This is a genomic window from Stenotrophomonas sp. LM091 (genome assembly GCF_001806305.1).
Classification (GTDB): domain Bacteria; phylum Pseudomonadota; class Gammaproteobacteria; order Xanthomonadales; family Xanthomonadaceae; genus Stenotrophomonas; species Stenotrophomonas bentonitica_A.
The window spans coordinates 2,287,311-2,308,692 of sequence record NZ_CP017483.1 but is presented as its reverse complement, the minus strand read 5'-3'; the positions used below and the strand labels follow the sequence as shown (position 1 = coordinate 2,308,692).

17 protein-coding genes and 2 pseudogenes are annotated in these 21,382 nt (G+C 68.9%); 10 read left to right on the top strand and 9 right to left on the bottom strand.

Annotated features, from left to right (window positions below; all coding sequences use genetic code 11):
* Window positions 1-6 precede the first annotated feature (6 nt).
* On the bottom strand, window positions 7-540 hold the full coding sequence (locus tag BIZ42_RS09990) for a hypothetical protein (RefSeq protein WP_156785723.1): 534 nt from the start codon (window positions 538-540) through the stop codon (window positions 7-9).
* Window positions 541-711: 171 nt separating this feature from the next.
* On the opposite strand from BIZ42_RS09990, the gene BIZ42_RS09985 reads away from it, so the two are divergent.
* Genes BIZ42_RS09985 through BIZ42_RS09975 form a run of 3 tightly spaced genes read left to right on the top strand, consistent with a single transcriptional unit; the run spans window position 712 to window position 4,679 of the window.
* Window positions 712-3,192 (top strand): DEAD/DEAH box helicase, encoded by a 2,481-nt coding sequence (locus BIZ42_RS09985; RefSeq protein WP_026070064.1) that lies wholly within the window; start codon window positions 712-714, stop codon window positions 3,190-3,192.
* The gene (locus tag BIZ42_RS09980) at window positions 3,189-4,295 is read left to right on the top strand and encodes a ribonuclease H-like domain-containing protein (protein WP_070426341.1); all 1,107 of its coding nucleotides are present in this window, start codon (window positions 3,189-3,191) and stop codon (window positions 4,293-4,295) included. The genes BIZ42_RS09985 and BIZ42_RS09980 overlap by 4 nt, the downstream gene beginning before the upstream one ends.
* 48 nt (window positions 4,296-4,343) lie before the next feature.
* Complete coding sequence (locus tag BIZ42_RS09975) at window positions 4,344-4,679, top strand: I78 family peptidase inhibitor (RefSeq protein ID WP_019184941.1); 336 nt, start codon at window positions 4,344-4,346, stop codon at window positions 4,677-4,679.
* Between the two features lie 80 nt (window positions 4,680-4,759).
* Here the strand turns inward: BIZ42_RS09975 and BIZ42_RS09970 are convergent, their stop codons facing one another.
* Window positions 4,760-6,625, bottom strand: a complete 1,866-nt coding sequence (locus BIZ42_RS09970) for a M56 family metallopeptidase (protein ID WP_070426340.1) — start codon at window positions 6,623-6,625, stop codon at window positions 4,760-4,762.
* A 3-nt stretch (window positions 6,626-6,628) separates the two neighbouring features.
* Window positions 6,629-7,015, bottom strand: a complete 387-nt coding sequence (locus BIZ42_RS09965; protein ID WP_019184134.1) for a BlaI/MecI/CopY family transcriptional regulator — start codon at window positions 7,013-7,015, stop codon at window positions 6,629-6,631.
* 131 nt (window positions 7,016-7,146) lie between these two features.
* Here BIZ42_RS09965 and BIZ42_RS09960 point away from each other — a divergent pair.
* Window positions 7,147-7,359 (top strand): annotated as a pseudogene (locus BIZ42_RS09960) (serine hydrolase); the annotation flags it as partial.
* Here the strand turns inward: BIZ42_RS09960 and BIZ42_RS09955 are convergent.
* On the bottom strand, window positions 7,316-8,437 hold the full coding sequence (locus tag BIZ42_RS09955) for an SDR family oxidoreductase (RefSeq protein WP_070426338.1): 1,122 nt from the start codon (window positions 8,435-8,437) through the stop codon (window positions 7,316-7,318). The pseudogene BIZ42_RS09960 and the gene BIZ42_RS09955 sit on opposite strands and share 44 nt — an antisense overlap.
* 207 nt (window positions 8,438-8,644) lie before the next feature.
* On the opposite strand from BIZ42_RS09955, the gene BIZ42_RS09950 reads away from it, so the two are divergent.
* Complete coding sequence (locus BIZ42_RS09950; protein WP_019184131.1) at window positions 8,645-8,986, top strand: hypothetical protein; 342 nt, start codon at window positions 8,645-8,647, stop codon at window positions 8,984-8,986.
* A 9-nt stretch (window positions 8,987-8,995) separates the two neighbouring features.
* Here the strand turns inward: BIZ42_RS09950 and BIZ42_RS09945 are convergent.
* Window positions 8,996-10,027, bottom strand: a pseudogene (locus BIZ42_RS09945) (DNA topoisomerase IB); the annotation flags it as partial.
* A 212-nt stretch (window positions 10,028-10,239) separates the two neighbouring features.
* On the opposite strand from BIZ42_RS09945, the gene BIZ42_RS09940 reads away from it, so the two are divergent.
* The 3 genes from BIZ42_RS09940 to BIZ42_RS09930 all read left to right on the top strand — a co-directional run bounded on the left by BIZ42_RS09940 (window position 10,240) and on the right by BIZ42_RS09930 (window position 16,790).
* Window positions 10,240-10,596 (top strand): I78 family peptidase inhibitor, encoded by a 357-nt coding sequence (locus BIZ42_RS09940; protein WP_237393594.1) that lies wholly within the window; start codon window positions 10,240-10,242, stop codon window positions 10,594-10,596.
* Window positions 10,597-10,762: 166 nt separating this feature from the next.
* Window positions 10,763-15,217 (top strand): glutamate synthase large subunit, encoded by a 4,455-nt coding sequence (gene gltB, locus BIZ42_RS09935; RefSeq protein ID WP_070426336.1) that lies wholly within the window; start codon window positions 10,763-10,765, stop codon window positions 15,215-15,217.
* Between the two features lie 127 nt (window positions 15,218-15,344).
* Entirely contained in the window at window positions 15,345-16,790 is a 1,446-nt protein-coding gene (locus tag BIZ42_RS09930) for an FAD-dependent oxidoreductase (protein ID WP_070426335.1), read from the top strand.
* An 83-nt stretch (window positions 16,791-16,873) separates the two neighbouring features.
* Here BIZ42_RS09930 and BIZ42_RS09925 read toward each other — a convergent pair whose 3' ends face one another.
* Complete coding sequence (locus BIZ42_RS09925; RefSeq protein WP_046274226.1) at window positions 16,874-17,170, bottom strand: hypothetical protein; 297 nt, start codon at window positions 17,168-17,170, stop codon at window positions 16,874-16,876.
* Window positions 17,171-17,344: 174 nt separating this feature from the next.
* Here BIZ42_RS09925 and BIZ42_RS09920 point away from each other — a divergent pair, with 174 nt between their 5' ends.
* Complete coding sequence (locus BIZ42_RS09920; RefSeq protein ID WP_019184125.1) at window positions 17,345-18,217, top strand: methylglyoxal synthase; 873 nt, start codon at window positions 17,345-17,347, stop codon at window positions 18,215-18,217.
* 53 nt (window positions 18,218-18,270) lie between these two features.
* Here BIZ42_RS09920 and BIZ42_RS09915 read toward each other — a convergent pair whose 3' ends face one another.
* From BIZ42_RS09915 to ttcA, 3 genes are read right to left on the bottom strand one after another with little or no spacing between them, the layout of a single operon-like run.
* On the bottom strand, window positions 18,271-19,059 hold the full coding sequence (locus tag BIZ42_RS09915; RefSeq protein ID WP_070426334.1) for a SprT family zinc-dependent metalloprotease: 789 nt from the start codon (window positions 19,057-19,059) through the stop codon (window positions 18,271-18,273).
* Window positions 19,060-19,116: 57 nt separating this feature from the next.
* On the bottom strand, window positions 19,117-20,022 hold the full coding sequence (locus BIZ42_RS09910) for a recombination-associated protein RdgC (protein ID WP_019184123.1): 906 nt from the start codon (window positions 20,020-20,022) through the stop codon (window positions 19,117-19,119).
* A gap of 50 nt (window positions 20,023-20,072) precedes the next feature.
* Complete coding sequence (ttcA, locus tag BIZ42_RS09905) at window positions 20,073-20,984, bottom strand: tRNA 2-thiocytidine(32) synthetase TtcA (RefSeq protein WP_070426333.1); 912 nt, start codon at window positions 20,982-20,984, stop codon at window positions 20,073-20,075.
* 96 nt (window positions 20,985-21,080) lie between these two features.
* Here ttcA and BIZ42_RS09900 point away from each other — a divergent pair, with 96 nt between their 5' ends.
* Window positions 21,081-21,284: a DUF465 domain-containing protein gene (locus BIZ42_RS09900; RefSeq protein ID WP_026069927.1), complete on the top strand. Its 204-nt coding sequence runs from the start codon at window positions 21,081-21,083 to the stop codon at window positions 21,282-21,284.
* The last annotated feature ends 98 nt before the right edge of the window (window positions 21,285-21,382 follow it).

Here is a 21,382-nt window from a genome sequence, read left to right as displayed (position 1 = left end):
TCGCCATCACGCAGGCTGCCGCGCCTGCGCATACTGGCCGAGCGGCTGCCCTGCCAGATCAGCGCGCCGGCGGCGCCGGGCATCCCCCTGCTGCACACACACCTGCTGTGCCCGGCGCTGCTCGTCGTCGGTCAACTCCGGCGGTGGGCGGGCGCTCGCGGACTGGATCTGGTCGGGTCCGCCGGTGAGCTTGTTCACACCCTGCGCCGCCGCGGCCAGCCCCTTGTTGATGCCCATCATCAGATAGCCACCGCTCATGCCGACCTGCTCGGGCGAGGGGGGTTCGCTCCAGGTGCGGCTGAAGCGGTTCGGCTGCACCTGCACCGGATTCTTGAAGCGGTACAGATCCAGCGGCTCGTCGTCGGGCCTGAGCGCACGCACCTCGCCCAGCGTGGTGACATCCCCCTGCGTCGGCGCAGGCGGCGGCTCCACGGGGTCGGGTGGCGCCACCTGCTGTGCCTGCACGGCAGCGGCCAGCACCAGGCCGGCCAGCAACGCTGCACCTTGATCTCCACGTAATGCCACAGCGACTCCATCCATGTTGGTTGCGGGCTGGCCTCAAAGCATACGGAGGCCGGCGTCAGATTTCGTTGATGGCACCTGTCCGGCCGGCGCGGCGGGCACTGAACCATTCACCGGCCCGCATCGCGATGTCTCAGACATTGAGACGCGGTCATGTTTCCATAGCGTCCTTTACAGACCGTTGTGACCATGGCTTACGAACTCGCCAAGCGGACCGAGGACGCCGAACGCCGCCTCGCCACCACCGATGGGCTGCCCTCGCGCGATGGTGCGCTGCTGACCGCACGCCTGCAGCGCCGCTACAACGACCGCATCACCGGCAGCTTCACGATTCCCGCCCGCGAGGGCCAGTACGCGCCGATCCCGGCCGATGTGCCCGCCGCGCTGGTCAATGCGCTGAAGGCGCGCGGCATTGAGCAGCTCTACAGCCACCAGGCGCAGGCCTGGGAGGCCAGCCAGCGCGGCGAGCACGTGGCCATCGTCACCCCCACCGCCAGCGGCAAGTCGCTGTGCTACACCCTGCCCGTGGTCAGCGCGGCGATGCAGGGCAAGGCCAAGGCGCTGTACCTGTTCCCGACCAAGGCGCTGGCCCAGGACCAGGTGGCCGAGCTGCTGGAGCTCAACCGCGCCGGCGACCTGGGCGTGAAAGCCTTCACCTTCGATGGCGATACGCCAGGCGATGCGCGCCAGGCGATCCGCCTGCACGGCGACATCGTGGTCTCCAACCCGGACATGCTGCACCAGGCGATCCTGCCGCATCACACCAAATGGGCGCAGTTCTTCGAGAACCTGCGCTATGTGGTGATTGATGAGGTACACACCTACCGCGGCGTGTTCGGCAGCCACGTTACCAACGTGCTGCGCCGGCTCAAGCGGATCTGCGCGTTCTACGGGGTGGAGCCGCAGTTCATCCTGTGCTCGGCCACCATCGGCAACCCGCAGGCGCATGCCGAGGCATTGATTGAAGCGCCGGTCACCGCAATCACCGAATCCGGTGCGCCCAGCGGGCCCAAGCACGTGCTGCTGTGGAATCCACCGGTGGTCAACGCCGATCTCGGCCTGCGTGCGTCCGCCCGCTCGCAGAGCAACCGCATTGCCCGCATCGCGATCAAATCCGGCCTGAAGACGCTGATCTTCGCGCAGAGCCGGTTGATGGTCGAAGTGCTGACCAAGTACCTCAAGGACATCTTCGACCACGACCCGCGCAAGCCGGCCCGCATCCGCGCCTACCGCGGCGGCTACCTGCCCACCGAGCGGCGCGAGACCGAGCGGGCGATGCGCGCCGGGCACATCGACGGCATCGTCAGCACCTCGGCGCTGGAACTGGGCGTGGATATCGGCAGCCTGGACGTGGTGATCCTCAACGGCTACCCGGGCAGCGTCGCCGCGACCTGGCAGCGCTTCGGCCGCGCCGGTCGTCGCCAGCAGCCCGCGCTGGGGGTGATGGTGGCCAGCTCGCAGCCGCTGGACCAGTACGTGGTGCGCCATCCGGACTTCTTCGCCGAGGCCTCGCCCGAGCATGCGCGCATCGCACCGGACCAGCCGCTGATCCTGTTCGACCACATCCGCTGCGCCGCCTTCGAGCTGCCCTTCCTGGCCGGCGATCCGTTCGGGCCGATCGACCCGCTGGTGTTCCTGGAAGCGCTGGCCGAGACCGAGGTCGTGCATCGCGAGGGCGACCGCTGGGAGTGGATCGCCGACAGCTACCCGGCCAACGCGGTCAGCCTGCGCTCGGTCGCCGACGGCAACTTCGTGGTGGTGGACCGCAGCGACGGCAAGCAGCAGATCATCGCCGAGGTGGATTACTCCGCCGCCGCGCTGACGCTGTACGAAGGTGCCATCCACATGGTGCAGTCCACGCCCTACCAGGTGGAGCGGCTGGACTGGGAAGGCCGCAAGGCCTATGTCACGCGTACCCACGTGGACTACTACACCGACAGCATCGACTTCACCAAGCTCAAGGTGCTGGACCGCTTCGATGGCTGCATTGCCGGGCGCGGCGATTCGCACCACGGCGAAGTGCACGTGGTGCGCCGCGTGGCCGGCTACAAGAAGATCCGCTACTACACCCATGAAAACATCGGCTACGGCCCGGTCAATCTGCCCGACCAGGAGCTGCACACCACGGCGGTGTGGTGGCAGTTGCCGCAGGCGCTGCTGCTGACCGCGTTCGACAGCAAGCAGGAAGCGCTGGACGGCTTCCTCGGGGCGGCGTATGCGCTGCACATCGTCGCCACGGTGGCGGTGATGGCCGATGCGCGTGACCTGCAGAAGGCGGTTGGCAATGGCGATGGCGCGTGGTTCGCGGTGGCCGACCAGAGTGGCCGCGGGCAGCTGCGGGGCGCCGAGTTCGATGCCAGCGCGATCGAGCTGCAGCAGCAGTTCGTGCCCACGGTGTATCTGTACGACAACTTCCCCGGCGGTGTGGGCCTGAGCGAGCCGCTGTGGCTGCGCCAGGCCGAGCTGCTGCTGCGCGCGCGCGAGCTGGTGCAGGGCTGCGATTGCAAGGCCGGCTGCCCCGCCTGCGTGGGGCCGGTCCTGGCCGGCCAGGAAGACGATGCCACCACGCCCAAGGCACTGGCCCTGAAGGTGCTGGCGCTGTTCGACAGCGCGGCGTTGCCGTCTGCCGCCGAGCGTGAGCGCCAGAGCGCCGAGATGGTCGCCCCGTGAGCCTGAGCCTGGACAAGCTGCGCCTGCTGCGCCGGCAGGCCGGTGATGCAACGCCGGCGCCGGCCCGCGATCCGGCCCTCAACGCCACTGGCCGATCCGGTGCGGCTGACACCATCGCTGCCGGCGGCGCCGCCCCCGCGCCCCTCCCGACCGCCGCCAACGACGCGCGTGCGCGCACGCCCGCGCCCGCCTCCGTGTTCGGCTGGGTGGAGCAGGAAATCCGCCACAAGCCCACCGGTGAGGCCGCACGCGGTACCGCACCGGCAGCGCCTGTCCTCCCGGCGCCCGCGCTGCGCAAGCCCGAGATCGGTGGCCTGCGCCGGCTGCTCGGCCTGCGCGAGCGGAGCCTCAGCACCGCCCACCCGCGCGAGAACGCCAAGGACCGCCATGTACCGGGCGAGGAGATCGCGCCGGGCCTGTTCCTGATCGAGTCGTTCGTGGCGCAGGCCATTCCCACTGAGCCCTTGTCGCTCGCCTTCGCCAAGCGCGAGGGCGAACAGGTGCAGCCACAGGACCTGCTGTTCTTCGATACCGAAACCACTGGCCTGGCCGGCGGCACCGGCACCCGCGCCTTCATGATCGGCGCGGCGGACTGGCACGCCCATCCCGAGCGCGGCGATGGCCTGCGCATCCGCCAGCTGCTGATGACCACGATGGCCGCCGAAACCGCGATGCTGCGCGAGTTCGCCGGGTGGCTGCGGCCAACCACGGTGTTCTCCAGCTACAACGGGCGCTGCTACGACGCCCCGCTGCTCAAGACCCGCTACCGTTTGGCGCGGCAGCGCTGCCCGATTACCCCGCTGGATCACGTCGACCTGCTGTTCCCGACCCGCCGCCGCTATCGCGGCACTTGGGAAAACTGCCGGCTGGCCACGATCGAGCGCCAGCTGCTGCAGATCGTGCGCGAAGACGACCTGCCCGGCTCGGAAGCCCCGGCGGCGTGGTTGAACTACCTGCGCGGGGGCAGCGCGGTGAACCTGCGCCGCGTGGCCGAGCACAACCACCAGGACGTGGTGACCCTGGCGCTGTTGATGCGACGGCTGGTGGCAGAGGAACAGCGTGATCGGGAGACGTTGGCGCTGCAGGCCATTGACGCGGTGTAAAGGCCGGCCCACGGACACTGCGGGTTCTTACCGTGGGAGGACCACCACATGCGTCTGAACCTTCTGTTCGCCCTGGGCTGCGCCCTGCCGCTGGCCGCGTGCAGCCATCCCGGCAAGACGGCGGCGACGCCGGCTGACAGCCCCACCTCCACCGCGCCGCCCGCGGTGGCCGGCAGCGCCTCCCAATGCGACCCGGAAAAACTCACCGGCCTGACCGGGCAGACCGCCACCGAAGCGGTGATCCAGAAAGCGGTGAAGGACAGCGGTGCGCGCAACGCCCGCGTGCTCAAGCCGGGCATGGCGATGACGATGGATTTCCGCGAAGACCGGCTCAGCATCGAAGTGGACGCGCAGAACAGGATCGTGCGCGCCAACTGCGGGTGACCGGTTGAACCCTGCCGCGTGCTGCGACTGAAGGCGGCGGCCCGCCATCATCTGCGGGCCGCCGTGCCAGGCAGGCGGGGTCAGTCGCGCAGGCGCTCGGCCTTGCCGCTGGCCAGCGCCTGATCGATGGCCGTGCGGACCTCGCGCACGGCGCGGGCCGAGGCCAGGCTTTGCTGCTGCGCCAGACGCGCCTGTTCGCGGCCCAGTTGCGCCTGCTCGCGTGCCACCAGGGTGATCTGGCGGGCATCCACCGCCTTGGCCGTGGCGACGCGCGCCTGGCGTGCTGCCTGGCTGGCGCTGGCTGACGCCGCACGCGCCTGCCGAGCGGCCTGGTTGGCCTCGGCGGCCGCATCCAGGCCGGCCTGGCGGGTGACGTGATTGGCTACCGCCTCGACATCCACCGCCGCCAGAGCGTCTGCGGTGACCTGCATCGAGACCTTGGCCAACTGCTGCCCGATCACGGCCTGGCGGTCGCCCAGTTCAGCCTGTGCGTTGCCCAGCGCGGCCACGTCGGATTGGCTGCGGCTGAGCTGGCTGAGCACGGCAGGATCGCGGATCAGATAGCGCGCCTGGCCACGGCGTACCCACAGCGCCGGCGCGCTGCCGCCCACGTCGTGTCGGGCCTGCTTGAGGTCGGCGACGGACGCATCGACGAAGTTGTCGTCGCCACCCATCAGCACGAAGGCCTGCGCGGGCTGCCGGCTGATGTCGAGCCGGCCGTGGGTGACGTGGGACATGCCGTCGTCCAGATCCTTCGGCGGCTCCGGCGCACGGGGTGCGGCAGGCGCGGCCGGCGGTTCCGGGGCAGACAGCGGTTCCGGCGCGGAAGCAGGCTCAGGCGCGGGCAGCGCCGCAGGGGCCGGTCGCGGTGCCGGCGCCGGCAGCGCTGCCGGCGGGGTGGGTGCGCTGGGCGCGACCGGTGCCTGGGGCGCGGCCGGCGGCGGCGGCGGTGCAGCCACCAGACGCAGCGGCGCCACGCCGACCACCACGAACAACGCGGTGATCGCCAACGAAGCCACGCGCGGCACGCTGCGGGTCTGCTGCAGGGTCACCAGGCGGCGCTTGAGACTGCGCAGGTTGGGCGAGGCGCTGGCCACGCCCACCGCGGGACGCGGCGCGACACCGAGCTGCACCAGCAGGCGGCCATAGTCATGGCGGCAATGGCCATGCCCGGCCACGACGGCACCATCGCAGGCTTCTTCGCGGGCCAGCGCGTACTCGCGGGCTGCCACGTGCACCAGGGGATGGAAAAAGAACAGATGCTGCGACACCGCCGGCAGCAGGCCCCACCACAGGTCACGGCGCTGCAGATGGATCAGCTCATGGGTCAGCGCCATGTCCAGGTCGTCGGCCGACATCGCCGGCAGCTCGCGCGCCGGCAACAGCAGCACCGGCCGCCACGGACCGATCAACTGCGGCGAGCGGATCTGCGCGGAGAGCTTCAGGCGCGGCGCACGGCGCAGGCCATGGGCTTCGGCAGCCAGCTGCAATGCCTGCTGCAGCCCGGCGTCGGTGCACTCGGTGGCGCTGCGCACCAGCGCGCGGCTGGCGCGGTAGCCCCGCAGACTGTGCGCCACCATCAACAGCACGCCGGCGGCCCACAAGGCCAGCAGCAGCGAGGGCCAGGACCACGCCATCGTCGCCGTCTCGACCGCGGCCGGCACATAGGCGACCGGGGCCGCCTGCACGGCGGCATCGAACGCGGGCAACGCCACCGTCGGTGCCGTCATGGTGGCCGGTGCGGGCAGCACGGCCAACTCCAGCGGGCTGCTCCACACCAGGCCCAGTACCGCCTGTGCGGCCACCAGCCACCACAGGCGGCAGCGGGTGGCGGCCGGCAGCTGCGGCAGCAGGCGGCACACGCCCCACACCAGCGCCACCAGCACCGCGCTCTGCACGCTGGTCCAGCCCAGCCGCATCAACAGCTCACTCATCATCGTGCCCATGGCTCAGCCCTCCCGCTTGCGTGACTGCAACTGTGCGACCAGCGCTTCCAGCTCGGCCAGTTCCTGATCGCTGACATCCACCTTGTGCGACATGAAGGCGACGAACGGCGAGACCGAGCCCTGCAGCGTCTTCTCCACGAAGCTGGCCACGGCGCCCTGCACCACGCTGTCCTGGCCACTGGTGGTGGCATAGCGGTACACGCCGTCCACCTGCTTGCGGCTCAGGTACGACTTGGCGCGCAGGCGCTCCATCATGGTCAGCACGGTCGAGCGTGCCAGCCCGCGCGGCTCCCCGAAGCCGGTGGCGACCTCCCCGACACTGGGGCGGTCCTGTTCCGCGATGTACTGCAGCAGGGCCAGTTCCTGGTCCCCGATGGTCTTGCCGCGCATGGCGCACTCCCTATGACTACACGTGTCGCTACCGTGCCAGTGACTACAGGTGTCGTCAAGTGCCGGATGGCGCGCGCCGACGAACGGTCGTTCGGGGGTGATGTCCCCCGCGCGGGGCGTTAAACCTCTCCGCCCCGCAACGCCAGGTGGCCGGCATGGGCGGCGCGCGCTCGGCGTTCCTCGTCTACCCCGACCAGGGGCTGGCCATCGTGGTGCTGACCAACCTGGTCGGGGCCAACCCGCAGAACTTCATTCCGCAGATCGCCGCGTTCTACGGGGCGGGTGCGCCGGTGCCGACCGTCAGCCGCGCGGCCCGCCCATCACCGGCAGGATCACGCCGCTGATGTAGCTGGCAGTGATCGGCGAGGCGAGGAACACGTACGCCGGCGAGAGCTCTTCCGGCTGCGCCGGTCGGCCCATGTCGCTGTCCTGGCCGAACTCGGCCACGTCCGGCGCCTTCTTGTCGGCGGGATTCAGCGGGGTCCAGACCGGGCCGGGCGCAACCGCATTGACGCGGATGCCGCGCGGCAGCAGCTGGCTGGCCAGCGCCTTGGTGAAGGCATGGATCGCGCCCTTGGTCGCCGAATAGTCCACCAGCGACTTGCTGCCGAACAGGCCGGTCTCCGAGCCGCTGTTGATGATGCAGGCGCCTTCGCCCAGATGCGGCAGCACCGCGCGCGCCATCTGGATGTAACCGCCGATGTTGGTCTGCAGGGTTTCCTGCAGGTGCTCGTCCTCAAGGTCTTCAAGGCGGTCGCAATGCAGCTGGAAGGCGGCGTTGTTGACCAGGATGTCCACCCCACCGAACGCCTTGACCACCTGCTTGACCGCCTTGTTGCAGAACGCCGGGTCGCGCACGTCGCCGGCGATCACCAGGCAGCGGGCGCCTTCCTTCTCGACGTGCTCGCGGGTGATCTTGGCGTCCTTCTTTTCATCCAGGTGCAGCACGGCGACATCGGCGCCTTCGCGGGCGAACAGCACGGCCACCGCGCGGCCGATGCCGGAATCGGCGCCGGTGATGATGGCGCGCTTGCCCTTGAGCTTGCCGCTGCCTTGGTAATCCGGTGCGAGGAAGCGCGGGGCCAGCTGCATCGCGTGTTCGTTGCCGGGTTTGGCCAACTGTTCGGCAGGCATCTTCTCCGGCTGGCGGCGCGGGCCTGCCTGGGTCGCCTTCTTGGTCGTGGATTTGGCGGCCTTCTTCGCCGCCCGCGCGTCCTTGGCCTTTTCCTGGTCCTGCAGACGGCGCTGGCGGGCCGCCACGCGCGCAGCGCGCGGATCGGTGGCGGCGGCCTTGCGGGTCGCGGTTTTGACGACCGGGGTGCGGGTGCGCGGTTCGGCCGCGGTCGCGGCTGCGTCGGCCGGGCGCGGGCGCTTGCGGGAGGTGGGGGTCTTGGTGGTCTTACGGGTTTTGGCCGTGGCCATGCTCGACTCCTGTTGCCGGATCAGATGCGTGGATCAAACTCGAATGCGCGCCGTGTCGGGGATCCCGTGTCGGCAGTGCGCACTTCCAGTATGGTCAACCGGGCGGCCAGGCACGGTGAATGGAGCGTGCCCACACCGTGTAGAGGATTCATCCGCTGCATACGGGCGCCGATGCACCCTGAGCGCAATTCCCATGGAGTGCGTCGCATGCTTCGTTACCTGTCCGCGGCTGTGGCCGTCCTCGCTTTGTCCGCCTGCAGCAGCACCCCCGTCGCGCAGGTCCAGCCGATCGACGGCGTCATTTCCGGCCAGTGCCATATCGACAAGGTCCGCGGTGCGACCGGGCTGGCGGCGTCGGCGGCAACCGTCGAAAGGGCGCGCGTGGACAGCGACAGCCTGGAAGTGATCGTGCTGCGCGGTCAGCGCCTGGAAAGCGGCCCGACCGCCAGCGGCGCGGTGCCATCCACCACCGGTGCGGAAAGCGGTGGCGAGCGGCTGACCATCGAAACCGGCAATACCAACAACATCACCGCGATCTATTGCGGCTGATCGCTACGCTCATCCCGCGCGGGCACGCCGGACGGTGCGCCGCGCGGCTTTGAGTACTTTCAGCGTGGCCAGTTCCCACTGGCGCTCGCCACGCAGGCCGGCAAGCGCCTTCAATGAGCCCGCCCGCCAGCCATCGAATACGCAAGGATCGATATACGCCTTGCGGCACACCGACGGTGTGTTGCCCAGCAGGTTGGCGACCTCGCATACCACCTGTTTCTGCAATGCTGCCAGCGCGCGCTCACTGGAGGGTTCGGGCAGCTCGGTCACGGCAAGCTGACGGATCGCCTCCAGCGTGCCGCCCCAGGTGCGGAAGTCCTTGGCGCTGAAATCCTCGCCCATCGCATCGTGCAGATAGTCGTTGACCATGCCCGAGTCCACCGGTTGGACCGCGCCATCGTCATCGCGATACTGGAACAGCGCCTGCCCGGGCAGCTGCTGGCAGCCACGGATCAGCTTGACCAGTTCGCGATCATCCACATCCACCTCATGCGCCTGCCCGGACTTGCCCCGGAAGCGCATCTGCGCCCGGCCGCCCTTGACCAGCGCGAGGTGGCGGTTGCGTAGCGTGGTCAGCCCGTAAGAACGGTTGTCACGTGCATAGACTTCATTGCCAACGCGCACCAGCGTCTGTGCCAGCAGCGCCACCACGATCGCCAGCACCTTGTCGCGTGGGAAGCCGGGCAGCTTCAGATCGCGGCGCAGGCGCCGGCGCAGCGTGGGCAGGGCAGTACCAAAGGCAATGATGCGATCGAACTTGCCATCGCCCCTCACCCGCGCCCAATCCGCGTGGTAACGGTACTGCTTGCGCCCTCGCGCATCGCGGCCGGTGGCCTGCAGATGGCCGTTGGGCAGCGCGCAGATCCACACGTCGGTGTAGGCCGGCGGGATGGCCAGCGCGCGGATCCGGGCCAGGGTGGCCGCATCGCGCACCGCCGCGCCGTCGGCATCGCGGTAGGCGAAGCCCTTGCCGGCCTTGCGGCGGGCGATGCCGGGCAGTTCATCGCTGACGTAACGCAGGCCGGCCTGGCGGGCAGCGGCGGCTTCGGGGGTGACAGTGCGGCTCGGGCTCATGGACGCGACGCGGATCAGGGAAGCGCAGTGTCGCCGCCGCAGGTGCGGCACCGCGTCAATAACGCAACACAAACACCTCACACCGCGCTTGGCGATATCCTCCCCGGTTTACTGGCTCGCTTCCTGGAGTACCGATGTCGTCCTTGTCGTTCCGCCGCCTGCGGCGTTCTTTCGGGCTGATGGCCCTGTTCCCCGCCCTGTTGGTCCTCGGTGCCTGCAGCGCACCGCCCATGGACGAACAGGAAGCGGTCGCCACCGATGCACAGAAGGCCGCCGAAGCGGCTGCCGCGCCGACCGACGAAGCCGGCAAAGCCACCGAAGCCCCGCCGGTCGGCAACTGCGATGCCACCCAGGTGCAGAGCCTGGTCGGCCAGCCCTACACCGACGAGCTCGGCAGCCAGGCCCAGCAGGATGCCGGTGCCAGCAGCCTGCGCGTACTCAAGCCCAATGACATGACCACGATGGAGTTCATCGGCGAGCGCTTGAACGTGGAAGTGGATGCCAAGAACGTCGTGGCCGGCGTCCGTTGCGGCTGAACAGGCACTGCGGAAACCCCTGAAACACAAGGGTTTGGTTGCGCCTGCAACCGTGTATTGCGGCGTTGCAGCAACTATGCTCTAGTCGAGTCATCCGGTGCCTCCAGATGCGCTCAACGGATTGAGCGGGGACGAGTGTCGCCGCTCACCCGACATTGAGGCAGAGATGGCCCCCCGCAACCGCCAAGGGCTTTACGACCCGCAAGATGAGCGAGATGCCTGTGGTTTCGGCATGGTCGCCCAGCTCGACGACCAGCCGTCCCGACTGCTGGTCGACACCGCTATCGCCGCGCTATCGCGCATGACCCACCGCGGCGGCGTCGCCGCCGACGGTGTCACCGGTGACGGCTGCGGCCTGTTGCTGCGCCGTCCCGACGTGTTTCTCAACGCGCTCGCCGCCGAGGCTGGCCTCACCCTTGGCGCGCGGTTCGCCGCCGGCGTGGTGTTCCTGCCGCACGACCCCACCGCCGCACAGGCCTGCCGCGACACGCTGGAACAGCAGCTGCGCGACGCCGGCTGCCAGCCGGTCGGCTGGCGCGTGGTGCCCACCGACCCCAGCGTCTGCGGCCAGCTCGCCCGCGACACGCTGCCGCATATCGAACAGGTGTTCGTCGATGCCGGTGCCACGCAGGACGAGGCTGCCTTCACCCTGGCCCTGTTCCTGGCCCGCCGCCGCAGCGAACAGCAGCTGCGCGACCACGCCGATTACTACGTCACCACGCTCAGCCCGAATGCGATCAGCTACAAGGGCATGGTGCTGCCGGACAAGCTGAGCCGCTTCTACGTGGACCTGCAGCGCAACGACCTGGCCTCCAGCGCGATCGTGTTCCACCAGCGCTTCTCCACCAACACGCTGCCACGCTGGCCGCTGGCGCATCCGTTCCGGATGCTCGCGCACAATGGCGAGATCAACACCATCGAGGGCAACCGCCGCTGGGCCCAGGCGCGCAGCAAGGTGTGGAAGACCCCGCGCTTCGATATCGCCGAGTTCGATCCGGTGATCTCCATGCACGGCTCGGATTCGCAGAGCCTGGACAACATGCTCGAGCTGATGGTCAGCGCCGGCATGGAGCTGATCCAGGCACTGCGCATCCTGGTGCCGCCGGCGACCCAGTCGCTGGAGTTCAAGGATCCCGACCTGGCCGCCTTCTACGAGTTCTACGGGCTCAACAGCGAGCCGTGGGACGGCCCGGCCGGCATCGTGGCCTGCGACGGTCGCTATGCCGCCTGTACCCTGGACCGCAACGGCCTGCGCCCGGCGCGCTGGATGCTCACCTCCGACCGTCACTTCCTGGTGGCCTCCGAAGCGGGCGTGTGGGAAGTGCCGGCCGAGCGCGTGGTGCGCAAGGGCAAGCTCGGCCCGGGCGAGATGATGGCCATCGACCTCAAGCGCGGTGACCTGCTCGACTCGGACGCCATCGACCGCATCAACCGTGGCCGCGCGCCGTACAAGCAGTGGCTGCAGCAGGGCGTGACCTACCTGCAGACCGAGCTGATCGATCCGTCGCTGGTGGAAGAGCCCTTCGACGAGCGCACCCTGCGCAGCTACCACAAGCTGTTCCAGCTCAGCACCGAGGAAGTCGAGCAGATCCTGCGCCCGCTGGCCGAGACCGAGCAGGAAGCCACCGGCTCGATGGGCGATGACACCCCGATGGCGGTGCTGAGCCAGCACAGCCGTCCGCTCTATGATTATTTCCGCCAGGCGTTCGCGCAGGTCACCAACCCGCCGATCGATCCGCTGCGCGAAGACTGCGTCATGTCGCTGTCCACCCAGCTCGGCAAGGAGACCAACATCTTCCATGCCGGCGCGGAGACGGTGAACCACGTCATCCTCAATTCGCCGGTGCTCAGCCAGCGCAAGCTGCGCCAGCTGATCAAGATGGAGCAGTACGCCGACAAGAACCGGCTGATCGATCTGTCCTACAGCCTGGACGAGGGCCTGAAGGCCGGCATCGAGCGCATCTGCGCCGAAGCTGAAACGGCTGCACGCGAAGGCATCGTCATGCTCCTGTTGAGCGACCGTTATCCGGTGGCCGACCGGCCGATGGTGCATGCCCTGCTGGCCACCAGCGCGGTGCATCACCACCTCTCCAACGCCGGGCTGCGCTGCGACGTCAACCTGATCCTGGAAACCGGCACCGCGCGCGATGCGCACCACATGGCCTGCCTGCTCGGCTTCGGTGCCACCGCGGTGTATCCGTACCTGGCCTACCAGACCCTGTTCGACCTGGGCCGGCGCGGCATCCTGCAGCTGAGCAAGGGCGGCGAGCAGTCGCAGATCGGCCGCCGCTACCGCAAGGGCATCTACAAGGGCCTGTCCAAGATCATCTCCAAGATGGGCATCTGTACCGTGGCCAGCTACCGCGGCGCGCAGCTGTTCGAGATCGTCGGGCTGGATGACGAGGTCGTGGACCTGTGCTTCCCGGACACCGCCTCGCGCGTGGCCGGCGTCGGCTTTGCGCGCCTGGATGACGAAGCCCGCGAGCTCACCGTGCGTGCCTGGAACGACCTGCTGCGCCCGGACGTGGGCGGCGTGCTCAAGTACGTGCACGGCGGCGAATACCACATGTACAACCCGGACGTGGTCATGACCCTGCAGCGCGCCGCGCGCAGTGGCGATGCCACGGACTGGCAGCGTTACTGCGAAGCCGTGCATGGCCGGCCGGTGTCGGCGCTGCGCGACCTGCTGCAGCTCAAGGCCGCGCCCACGCCCACGCCGCTGGACGAAGTGGCCCCGGCCGAAGACCTGTTCCGCCGCTTCGATACCGCCGCGATCAGCCTCGGTGCGTTGTCACCGGAAGCGCACGAAGCGCTGGCGATCGCCATGAATCGCCTTGGCGGCCGCAGCAACTCCGGCGAAGGCGGCGAAGACCCGGTGCGCTACGGCACCGAGAAGCGCAGCAAGATCAAGCAGGTGGCCTCGGGCCGCTTCGGCGTCACCGCCGAGTACCTGGTCAACGCCGAAGTGCTGCAGATCAAGGTCGCGCAGGGTGCCAAGCCCGGCGAAGGCGGCCAGCTGCCCGGGCACAAGGTCAACGAACTGATCGCGCGGCTGCGCTACGCCAAGCCGGGCATCGGCCTGATCTCGCCGCCGCCGCACCATGACATCTACTCCATCGAAGATCTGGCCCAGCTGATCTACGACCTCAAGCAGGTCAACCCCACCGCGCTGGTCTCGGTGAAGCTGGTCAGCCATGCCGGTGTCGGCACCATCGCCGCGGGCGTGGTGAAGGCCGGCGCCGATCTGATCACCGTGTCCGGCCATGACGGCGGCACCGGGGCCAGCCCGGTCAGTTCGATCCGCTATGCGGGCGTGCCATGGGAACTGGGTGTGGCCGAATCGCACCAGGCACTGGTGGCCAACGATCTGCGCGGGCGTACCCTGCTGCAGACCGATGGTGGCCTGAAGACCGGCCTGGACGTGATCAAGGCCGCGCTGCTGGGCGCGGACAGCTTCGGCTTCGGCACCGCGCCGATGATCGTGCTGGGCTGCAAGTACCTGCGCATCTGCCACCTCAACAACTGCGCCACCGGCGTGGCCACCCAGGACGAGCGCCTGCGCGCGCAGTACTTCACCGGCCTGCCCGAGCGCGTGGAGAACTTCTTCCGCCTGCTGGCCGAGGAAGTGCGGGGCTGGTTGTCCTACCTGGGCGTGCGCTCGCTGGACGAGATCGTCGGCCGCACCGACCTGCTGCAGCAGCTGGACGTCTCGCCGCGCCTGGGCGTCAAGGTGGATCTGTCGCGCCTGCTCAACCCGGCCGAGTACGCCGGCAGCCACTGCGCCGCGCAGCGCCTGTACGAATCGCCGGACAGCCTGGCCACGCAGATGGATGGCCTGCTGGCCCCGGCGATCGCCGGCAAGCTCGGCGGCGAACACCGCTTCCTGATCCACAACACCGACCGCTCGATCGGCACCCGCCTGTCCGGCGAGATCGCGCGCACGCACGGCAACCAGGGCATGGCCGATGCACCGCTGACGCTGCGCTTCCGTGGCACCGCCGGGCAGAGCTTCGGCGCGTTCAACGTCGGTGGCCTGCAGCTGGAAGTGGAAGGCGAAGCCAACGACTACGTCGGCAAGGGCATGGCCGGCGGCCGCCTGGTGGTGCGTCCGCCGCGTGGCGCACGCTTCGAGGCGCGCAACACCGCGATCATCGGCAACACCTGCCTGTACGGCGCCACCGGCGGCGAGCTGTTCGCCGCGGGCCGTGCCGGCGAGCGCTTTGGCGTGCGCAACTCCGGCGCGCTGGCGGTGATCGAAGGCGCCGGCGACCACTGCTGCGAATACATGACCGACGGCATCGTGCTGGTACTGGGCAAGGTCGGGCTCAACTTCGGCGCCGGCTTCACCGGCGGCCTGGCCTACGTGCTGGATATCGACCGTGATTTCGTGGACCGCTACAACCACGAGCTGATCGACATCCACCGCATTTCCGCCGAGGGCTTCGAGAACCATCGCCAGCACCTGCATACGCTGATCAGCCGCCACCGCGAACTGACCGGCAGCATCTGGGCGCAGCAGATCCTCGACGAGTTCCGCGATTACGTGGGCAAGTTCTGGCTGGTCAAACCCAAGGCCGCCAGCATCGAATCGCTGACCGACTCGCTGCGCCGCGCCGCCTGACCGGGGTCAAGGCGCCGGCCCCACGCCGGCGCCGCACATCCCACCGCTGTAGCGCCGGCCGCTGGCCGGCAACCTCACATTGCAGTGCCGGCCGCTGGCCGGCAACTCATCACCGCAGGGCCCACCCATGAGCCGCAAGCAAGCTTTCCAGTTCCTTGATCTGCCCCGGACGATGCCGCAGCGCATTCCGGTCGAGCTGCGCACCTCCGGCGACTGGGGCGAGCTGTATGGCAAGTTCGGCAAGGAAGACGCGCAGTTCCAGGCCGGCCGTTGCCTGGATTGCGGGAACCCCTACTGCAGCTGGAAGTGCCCGGTGCACAACGCGATCCCGCAGTGGCTGCAGCTGGTGCAGGAGAACCGCATCCACGAAGCGGCCACGCTGTGCCACTCGACCAATCCGCTGCCGGAAGTGTGTGGCCGAGTGTGCCCGCAGGACCGCCTGTGCGAGGGCAGCTGCACGCTGGAGGAATTCGGCGCGGTCACCATCGGCGCCGTCGAGAAATACATCGTGGATACCGCGCTGGCCACCGGCTGGCGCCCGGACATGAGCGCGGTGGAAGCCACCGGCAAGCGCGTGGCGGTGATCGGTGCCGGCCCGGCCGGGCTGGCGTGTGCCGACAAGCTGGCGCATGCCGGCATCCAGGCGGTGGTGTATGACCGCTACGAACAGATCGGTGGGTTGCTGCAGTTCGGCATCCCCAGTTTCAAGCTGGACAAGTCGGTGATCAGCCGCCGCCGCAACGTGCTTGAAGGCATGGGCGTGCAGTTCCGCCTCGGCGTGGAGATCGGCCGCGATGTGAGCATCGATGACCTGCTGGCCGAGTACGACGCGGTGTTCGTCGGCACCGGTGCCTACCGCTATACCGATGGTGGCCTGCTCGGCCAGGACCTCAAGGGCGTGCTGCCGGCGCTGCCGTTCCTGGTGCAGAACAGCCGCATCGTCAGTGGCAGCGACGCACACGGCCGGCCGATCGCCGGCTGGGAAGACCAGATCGCCCTGCCCGACCTGGAAGGCAAGCGCGTGGTGGTGCTGGGCGGCGGCGATACCGGCATGGACTGCGTGCGCAGCGCGATCCGCCTGGGCGCGGCCAAGGTGACCTGTGCCTACCGCCGCGACGAGGCCAACATGCCCGGCTCGGCGCGCGAAGTGGCCAACGCCCGCGAGGAAGGCGTGCGCTTCCTGTTCAACCGCCAGCCGCTCTCGATCGAGGCCGGCGCGGACGATGAAGTGATCGGCGTGATGGTGGTGGAAACGCATCTGGACGAACCGGATGCACAGGGCCGCCGCAACGCGGTGCCGATCGCCGGCAGCGAATCGCTGCTGGAAGCGGACGTGGTGATCATCGCCTTCGGCTTCTCGCCGAGTGCGCCGGGCTGGTTGACCGAGCAGGGGGTGGAGGCCGGTAACAACGGCCGCATCGTGGCCGGTGGCAGTGGTCGCCTGCCGTTCCAGACCGCCCACCCGCGCCTGTTCGCCGGTGGCGATGCAGTGCGCGGCGCGGACCTGGTGGTGACGGCCGTGGCCGAGGGCCGCGACGCGGCTGGCAGCATCGTGCAGCTGCTTTCGGCGTAACGGCGCCGTTGCGATGCCGGGGTGAGGCGATGCCGGGCGCGTCGCCTCGCGCCCGGGCCCTCACGTACTGCGCGTGCGGCCGCTCAGGCGGCGCGCGATACCGCCGGTACCGGCGTCTGACGCACGCCGGCGCGCTCGATCTCCAGTGCCATCAGCAGCTCGATGTTGTCCAGCTGGTCGCGGATGCGGCGGTTGCTGACCACATCATCGTGGCCGCGGCCCATGTGCGCATCGAGCATGCGCGCCAGCCCGGCCAGCAGCACCTCGGCATCGGCCTGGGGCGCCTCGCGCAGCACCGTGGCCAGCGCGCGGATGCGGCGGCCCGTCTCCGAGGCGGCTGGCGAAGATGAGGAGACGGCGGGGGAAGGGGGGAGGGTCATGGCAGGGGGTTTCCTGATTGACGGACGACCACCACTGTCGGATACGGCCCCTCCCGAGACCATGCAACAACTACGAAAACGCGTGAAGACGCGTGATCTCCATCACTGTTCAACGCTTGCTTCCCCGCAACCTGGGCGGATTACACTGGCGCGGTCTTTCTCTGGACTGCCCTCATGCGCATCGGCCTGGCCGCGAACCGCCTGCACCACCACGACAAGCACGCCGCGTTGTTCCGCTGGCTGCGCGCCAGCGATACCGGGCTGCGCGAACTGGGCGTCGAGCTGCATGCGGTCGGGCGCACCTTCGATGCGATCCAGCGGCTGGGCTTCCTGCAGGACTTCGCGCCGCTGCGCCGCTACCCGAATGGGCGCGAGGGCGGCCTGATGAAGCTGGTCGCCGAGGTGGTGGGCATGGGCACGCCGGAGCGCACCCTGGACGGTGCCATCTATCTGATGGACCCGGTCGACCCGTCCTCGGTCTTTCCCGAAGCGACCGCGCTCAAGCGCCAGTGCGTGATCCACGGCAAACCCTTCATCTCCACCGTCGCCACCGCGCGCGACTGGGTGGAAGTCGAGCGCCTGCACGCCGGCCTCGCGCCGGACCCGGGCGCCGATGATCTGCACGCTTTCGAGCAGCACACACTGGCCTTGATCGCGCACGACGCGATGAAGCCGGCGATGCTGGCCTTCGCCGACGAGCATTTCCAGGTGCTGTCACGCTTCCGCAACCGGGTTGGCACCGGTACCACCGGCCAGCGCCTCAATGAACTGGCGTGGAGCCGCGGCTGGCCACAGGGCGAGGAATGGGTGACGCGCTACCAGAGCGGCCCGATGGGCGGTGATGCGCAGATCGCCGACCGCGTGCTGGAAGGCCATTGCCAGCGCGCGATCTTCTTCGAGGACCCGCACGTGGCCCGCCAGCACGAAGCCGACATCCAGCTGCTGGAGCGCGCGGTCACCACCGTGACCGACCAGGCCGTGTGCATCACCGCGCCGCGCGTGGCGGCGCGCTGGGCGCAGGCGGCCGCGTTGCGGATGGGGAACTGACGAACCACCGCGTCGGTAGTGCCGGCCGGTGGGAGCACGCGTTGCCGCGGCCGTTACGGTGTCGGGGTCAGCAGCTGCCGCAGCGTGGCCTTGAGGCGGCGCCCTTCGAGCTGGAAGTAGTCCCGCTCGGCATGCCACGCCGGGAAGCGTTTCTCCACCTCGGCCCAGAACGCCGGCGAGTGATTGGCCTGGATCAGGTGGCAGAGCTCGTGCACCAGCACGTACTCGAACGCCGAAGGCCGCCCCAGCACCAGGGCCAGATCCAGCGCCATGCTGCCGTCCGGCGCCAGCGAGCCCCATTGCGAGGACATCACCTTCAGCCGCAGCCGCGCCGGTGCACGTGGCAGGCCGGGCAGGTAGCGCGGCAGCCACTGGCCGACGTCGGCACGCGTCTGTGCTTCATAGAACTCGCGCAGGGTGCGGCGCAGGGTGGCGTCGGTCCCACGTGCGGGCCAGTGCAGGCAGGCACCGCGCTCGTCCACGCGCAGCGTGGCGTACCGGCCGGCTTCCCAGCGCAGCGGCAGCAGTTCACCGCGCAACGGCAGCACACCCGGCTCGCCGATCACCAGCGGTGGCGGGAGGTTGGTGGCCTGGTAGCCGCGCAGCTGTTCGGACAACCAGCCGCGATGCTGCTCGAGGAAACGCTCGCCCATCACCAGGCTGGCGCGCGGCGGCAGGGTCAGCCGGACACCGCGCTCATCGACACTGAGCTTGATCCGGCGCGCCCGCGGATCGCGCACCCGCAGCACGTCGATCTCGGCATCCTCCAGGCGCAGCCGTACCGTATCGCGCTGCAGCGTGCTGACAGCCGGCGAAATCAGGCGGCGGAGGAATCCGGACATGGGTACAGCATAGCGCCGGCCGTGACCGGCGCATGACTGGGGACTGATCGGTACCGGTCAGTCCGCCTTGCTCAGCTTGAAGGCCTCTTCCAGCAGCAGGAACAGGCGGCGCACTTCACCGCTCTGCAGGGCGAAACGGGCGTCCAGTTCGGCGCGGCGGCCGTCATCGTCGGCATGCTCGAGCTGGTCCAGCGCCCCATCCAGGAACTTCAGCTTGCGCACGATCAGGTCGTCGCCCAGCACGAAGGACAGGTTGTCCTCGAACACCAGGGCCAGCTTGGTCACCTGCTTGCCGGCGTCCAGATGCTTGTCGATCTCGTCGCAGCGCAGTTCCTGGTGCTGGCACTTGACCACCGCGCCGCCCTCGGCCGGGTCCTTCATCTCGCACTCTTCGCCCAGGCTCAGCCCGGTGGGCAGCGGCTCACCGGCGATCCAGCCGGTCAGGATCGAGCGCGGGGCGACTTCGGCATTCAACGGCATCGCCGGGAAGCTGCCGAGCAGGCCACGGATGTCGGACATCATGTTCTCGCCCTTCTTGCTGCTCGAGCAGTCCACCGCCACGTAGCCGTGGGTCAGGTCGATCAGCGCGTCGGTACGCGAGCTCTTCACGAAGGCGCGCGGCATCAGTTCGTGCAGCAGGTCGTCCTTCATGCGCTTGCGCTCACGGCCACCGGGCTTGCGGCCTTCCTTCTCTTCGATTTCCTCGAGCTTGCGCGCGAGCAGATCGTTGACCACCGCGCCCGGCAGGATCTTGTCCTCACCGCCAACGGTCAGCCACAGCGCATCGCCGACGCGGTGCGAGAACACGGCCTTTTCTTCACGGCCGAACGGCGAGATGAAGCCGCGCGAATTCATTTCAAGCGGACCGACCGGCTTGAGCAGCACCTGCGGCAGCAGGGTGTCCACGTCGGAAAAATCGGTGGCGGTCGGGAAGCGGAACAGCGTCAGGTTGCGAAAGAACATGGACGTCCAGGGTAAGAGCGTGAAAGGAAGGGCAGGCGCACCGGCGTGGCTCAGGCCGGGCCGGGGGCGTGCCCGGGGTCGTGGGCAGTGCCGGCCCAGGCCGGCGGGTCGGGCAACGGGGCGGCCGCAGCGCGCCCCAATGCCATGAAATCAAACAGCGCCGGATCGGCCAGCTGCGACGGATGGATGTTGCCCAGCGCGCGTGCGATCTGGTCGATGCGGCCGGGCTGGTCGCGCTCCCACTGCTGCAGCATCTGCTCCACCTGGCGGCGCTGCAGGGTGTCCTGGCTGCCACACAGGGTGCACGGAATGATCGGGAACGCGCGCGCCTGCGCGTAGGCGCTGATATCCGCTTCGCTCACATAGGCGAGCGGGCGGATCACGATGTGCTGGCCGTCGTCGCTGCGCAGCTTGGGCGGCATCGCCGAGAGCTTGGCGTGGTGGAACAGGTTGAGAAAGAACGTGGCCACGCTGTCGTCGCGGTGGTGGCCCAGCGCGATCTTGGTGAAGCCGTGTTCGGCCGCGTGCCGGTACAGCGCGCCACGGCGCAGGCGCGAGCACAGCGAACACATCGTGCGGCCTTCCGGGATCACCCGGCTGACCACCGAATAGGTGTCCTGCTCGATGATCTGGAACGGCACGCCGATCGAGGCCAGATACGTCGGCAGCACCTGCTCGGGAAAGCCCGGTTGCTTCTGGTCCAGGTTCACCGCGACCAGTTCGAACGGCACCGGCGCTTTTTTCTGCAGCTGCAGCAGGATGTCAAGCAGGGTGTAACTGTCCTTGCCACCGGACAGGCACACCATCACCTTGTCGCCGGCCTCGATCATGCCGAAGTCGGCGATCGCCTGGCCCACCTGGCGCCGCAGCTGCCGTGCCAGGCGGTCCTGCACGCCGCCGGGCGCGCGCGGATCGCGGGCGCGCGGAACGGGATCGGGCAGACGGATGACAGCAGCGCTCATCCCTTCATTCTACCGGCTGGGGCGCACCCTCACAGGGGCCGGGAAGTGACTGCGTTCACTCCCGGCGGTCACCGCAGATGTGTATGCTCAGCGCTTGTGGACACCATGACACCCACCGATATCAGTGCCCGCCTTGCCGCGCTCCGGCAGGAGCACCGTGCGCTGGATGAGCAGATCCTGGGCATGGCCGCCAACGGCGACGATGAGCTGGAGGCCAAGCGCCTGAAGCGGCGCAAGCTGCAGCTGAAGGACTGCATCGCCAAGCTCGAAGACATGCTGATTCCGGACGAGCCGGCGTAGAGCCGACCGTTGGTCGGCTGCTCTTGCTCCCGGCGGCATGAACCCCTGGCGTGAAGCTTCGGACGGTGGTCAGCGTCGGTCAGCCGGGGCACGCCGTG

Coding starts and splice junctions, on each gene's coding strand:
- gltB (WP_070426336.1), top strand. CDS start 10,763: ATGGCCCCCCGCAACCGCCAAGGGCTTTACGACCCGCAAGATGAGCGA.
- BIZ42_RS09950 (WP_019184131.1), top strand. CDS start 8,645: ATGCTTCGTTACCTGTCCGCGGCTGTGGCCGTCCTCGCTTTGTCCGCC.
- BIZ42_RS09910 (WP_019184123.1), bottom strand. CDS start 20,022: ATGTTCTTTCGCAACCTGACGCTGTTCCGCTTCCCGACCGCCACCGAT.
- BIZ42_RS09970 (WP_070426340.1), bottom strand. CDS start 6,625: ATGGGCACGATGATGAGTGAGCTGTTGATGCGGCTGGGCTGGACCAGC.
- BIZ42_RS09985 (WP_026070064.1), top strand. CDS start 712: ATGGCTTACGAACTCGCCAAGCGGACCGAGGACGCCGAACGCCGCCTC.
- BIZ42_RS09990 (WP_156785723.1), bottom strand. CDS start 540: ATGGATGGAGTCGCTGTGGCATTACGTGGAGATCAAGGTGCAGCGTTG.
- BIZ42_RS09925 (WP_046274226.1), bottom strand. CDS start 17,170: ATGACCCTCCCCCCTTCCCCCGCCGTCTCCTCATCTTCGCCAGCCGCC.
- ttcA (WP_070426333.1), bottom strand. CDS start 20,984: ATGAGCGCTGCTGTCATCCGTCTGCCCGATCCCGTTCCGCGCGCCCGC.
- BIZ42_RS09930 (WP_070426335.1), top strand. CDS start 15,345: ATGAGCCGCAAGCAAGCTTTCCAGTTCCTTGATCTGCCCCGGACGATG.
- BIZ42_RS09920 (WP_019184125.1), top strand. CDS start 17,345: ATGCGCATCGGCCTGGCCGCGAACCGCCTGCACCACCACGACAAGCAC.
- BIZ42_RS09940 (WP_237393594.1), top strand. CDS start 10,240: ATGGCCCTGTTCCCCGCCCTGTTGGTCCTCGGTGCCTGCAGCGCACCG.
- BIZ42_RS09955 (WP_070426338.1), bottom strand. CDS start 8,437: ATGGCCACGGCCAAAACCCGTAAGACCACCAAGACCCCCACCTCCCGC.
- BIZ42_RS09915 (WP_070426334.1), bottom strand. CDS start 19,059: ATGTCCGGATTCCTCCGCCGCCTGATTTCGCCGGCTGTCAGCACGCTG.
- BIZ42_RS09975 (WP_019184941.1), top strand. CDS start 4,344: ATGCGTCTGAACCTTCTGTTCGCCCTGGGCTGCGCCCTGCCGCTGGCC.
- BIZ42_RS09965 (WP_019184134.1), bottom strand. CDS start 7,015: ATGCGCGGCAAGACCATCGGGGACCAGGAACTGGCCCTGCTGCAGTAC.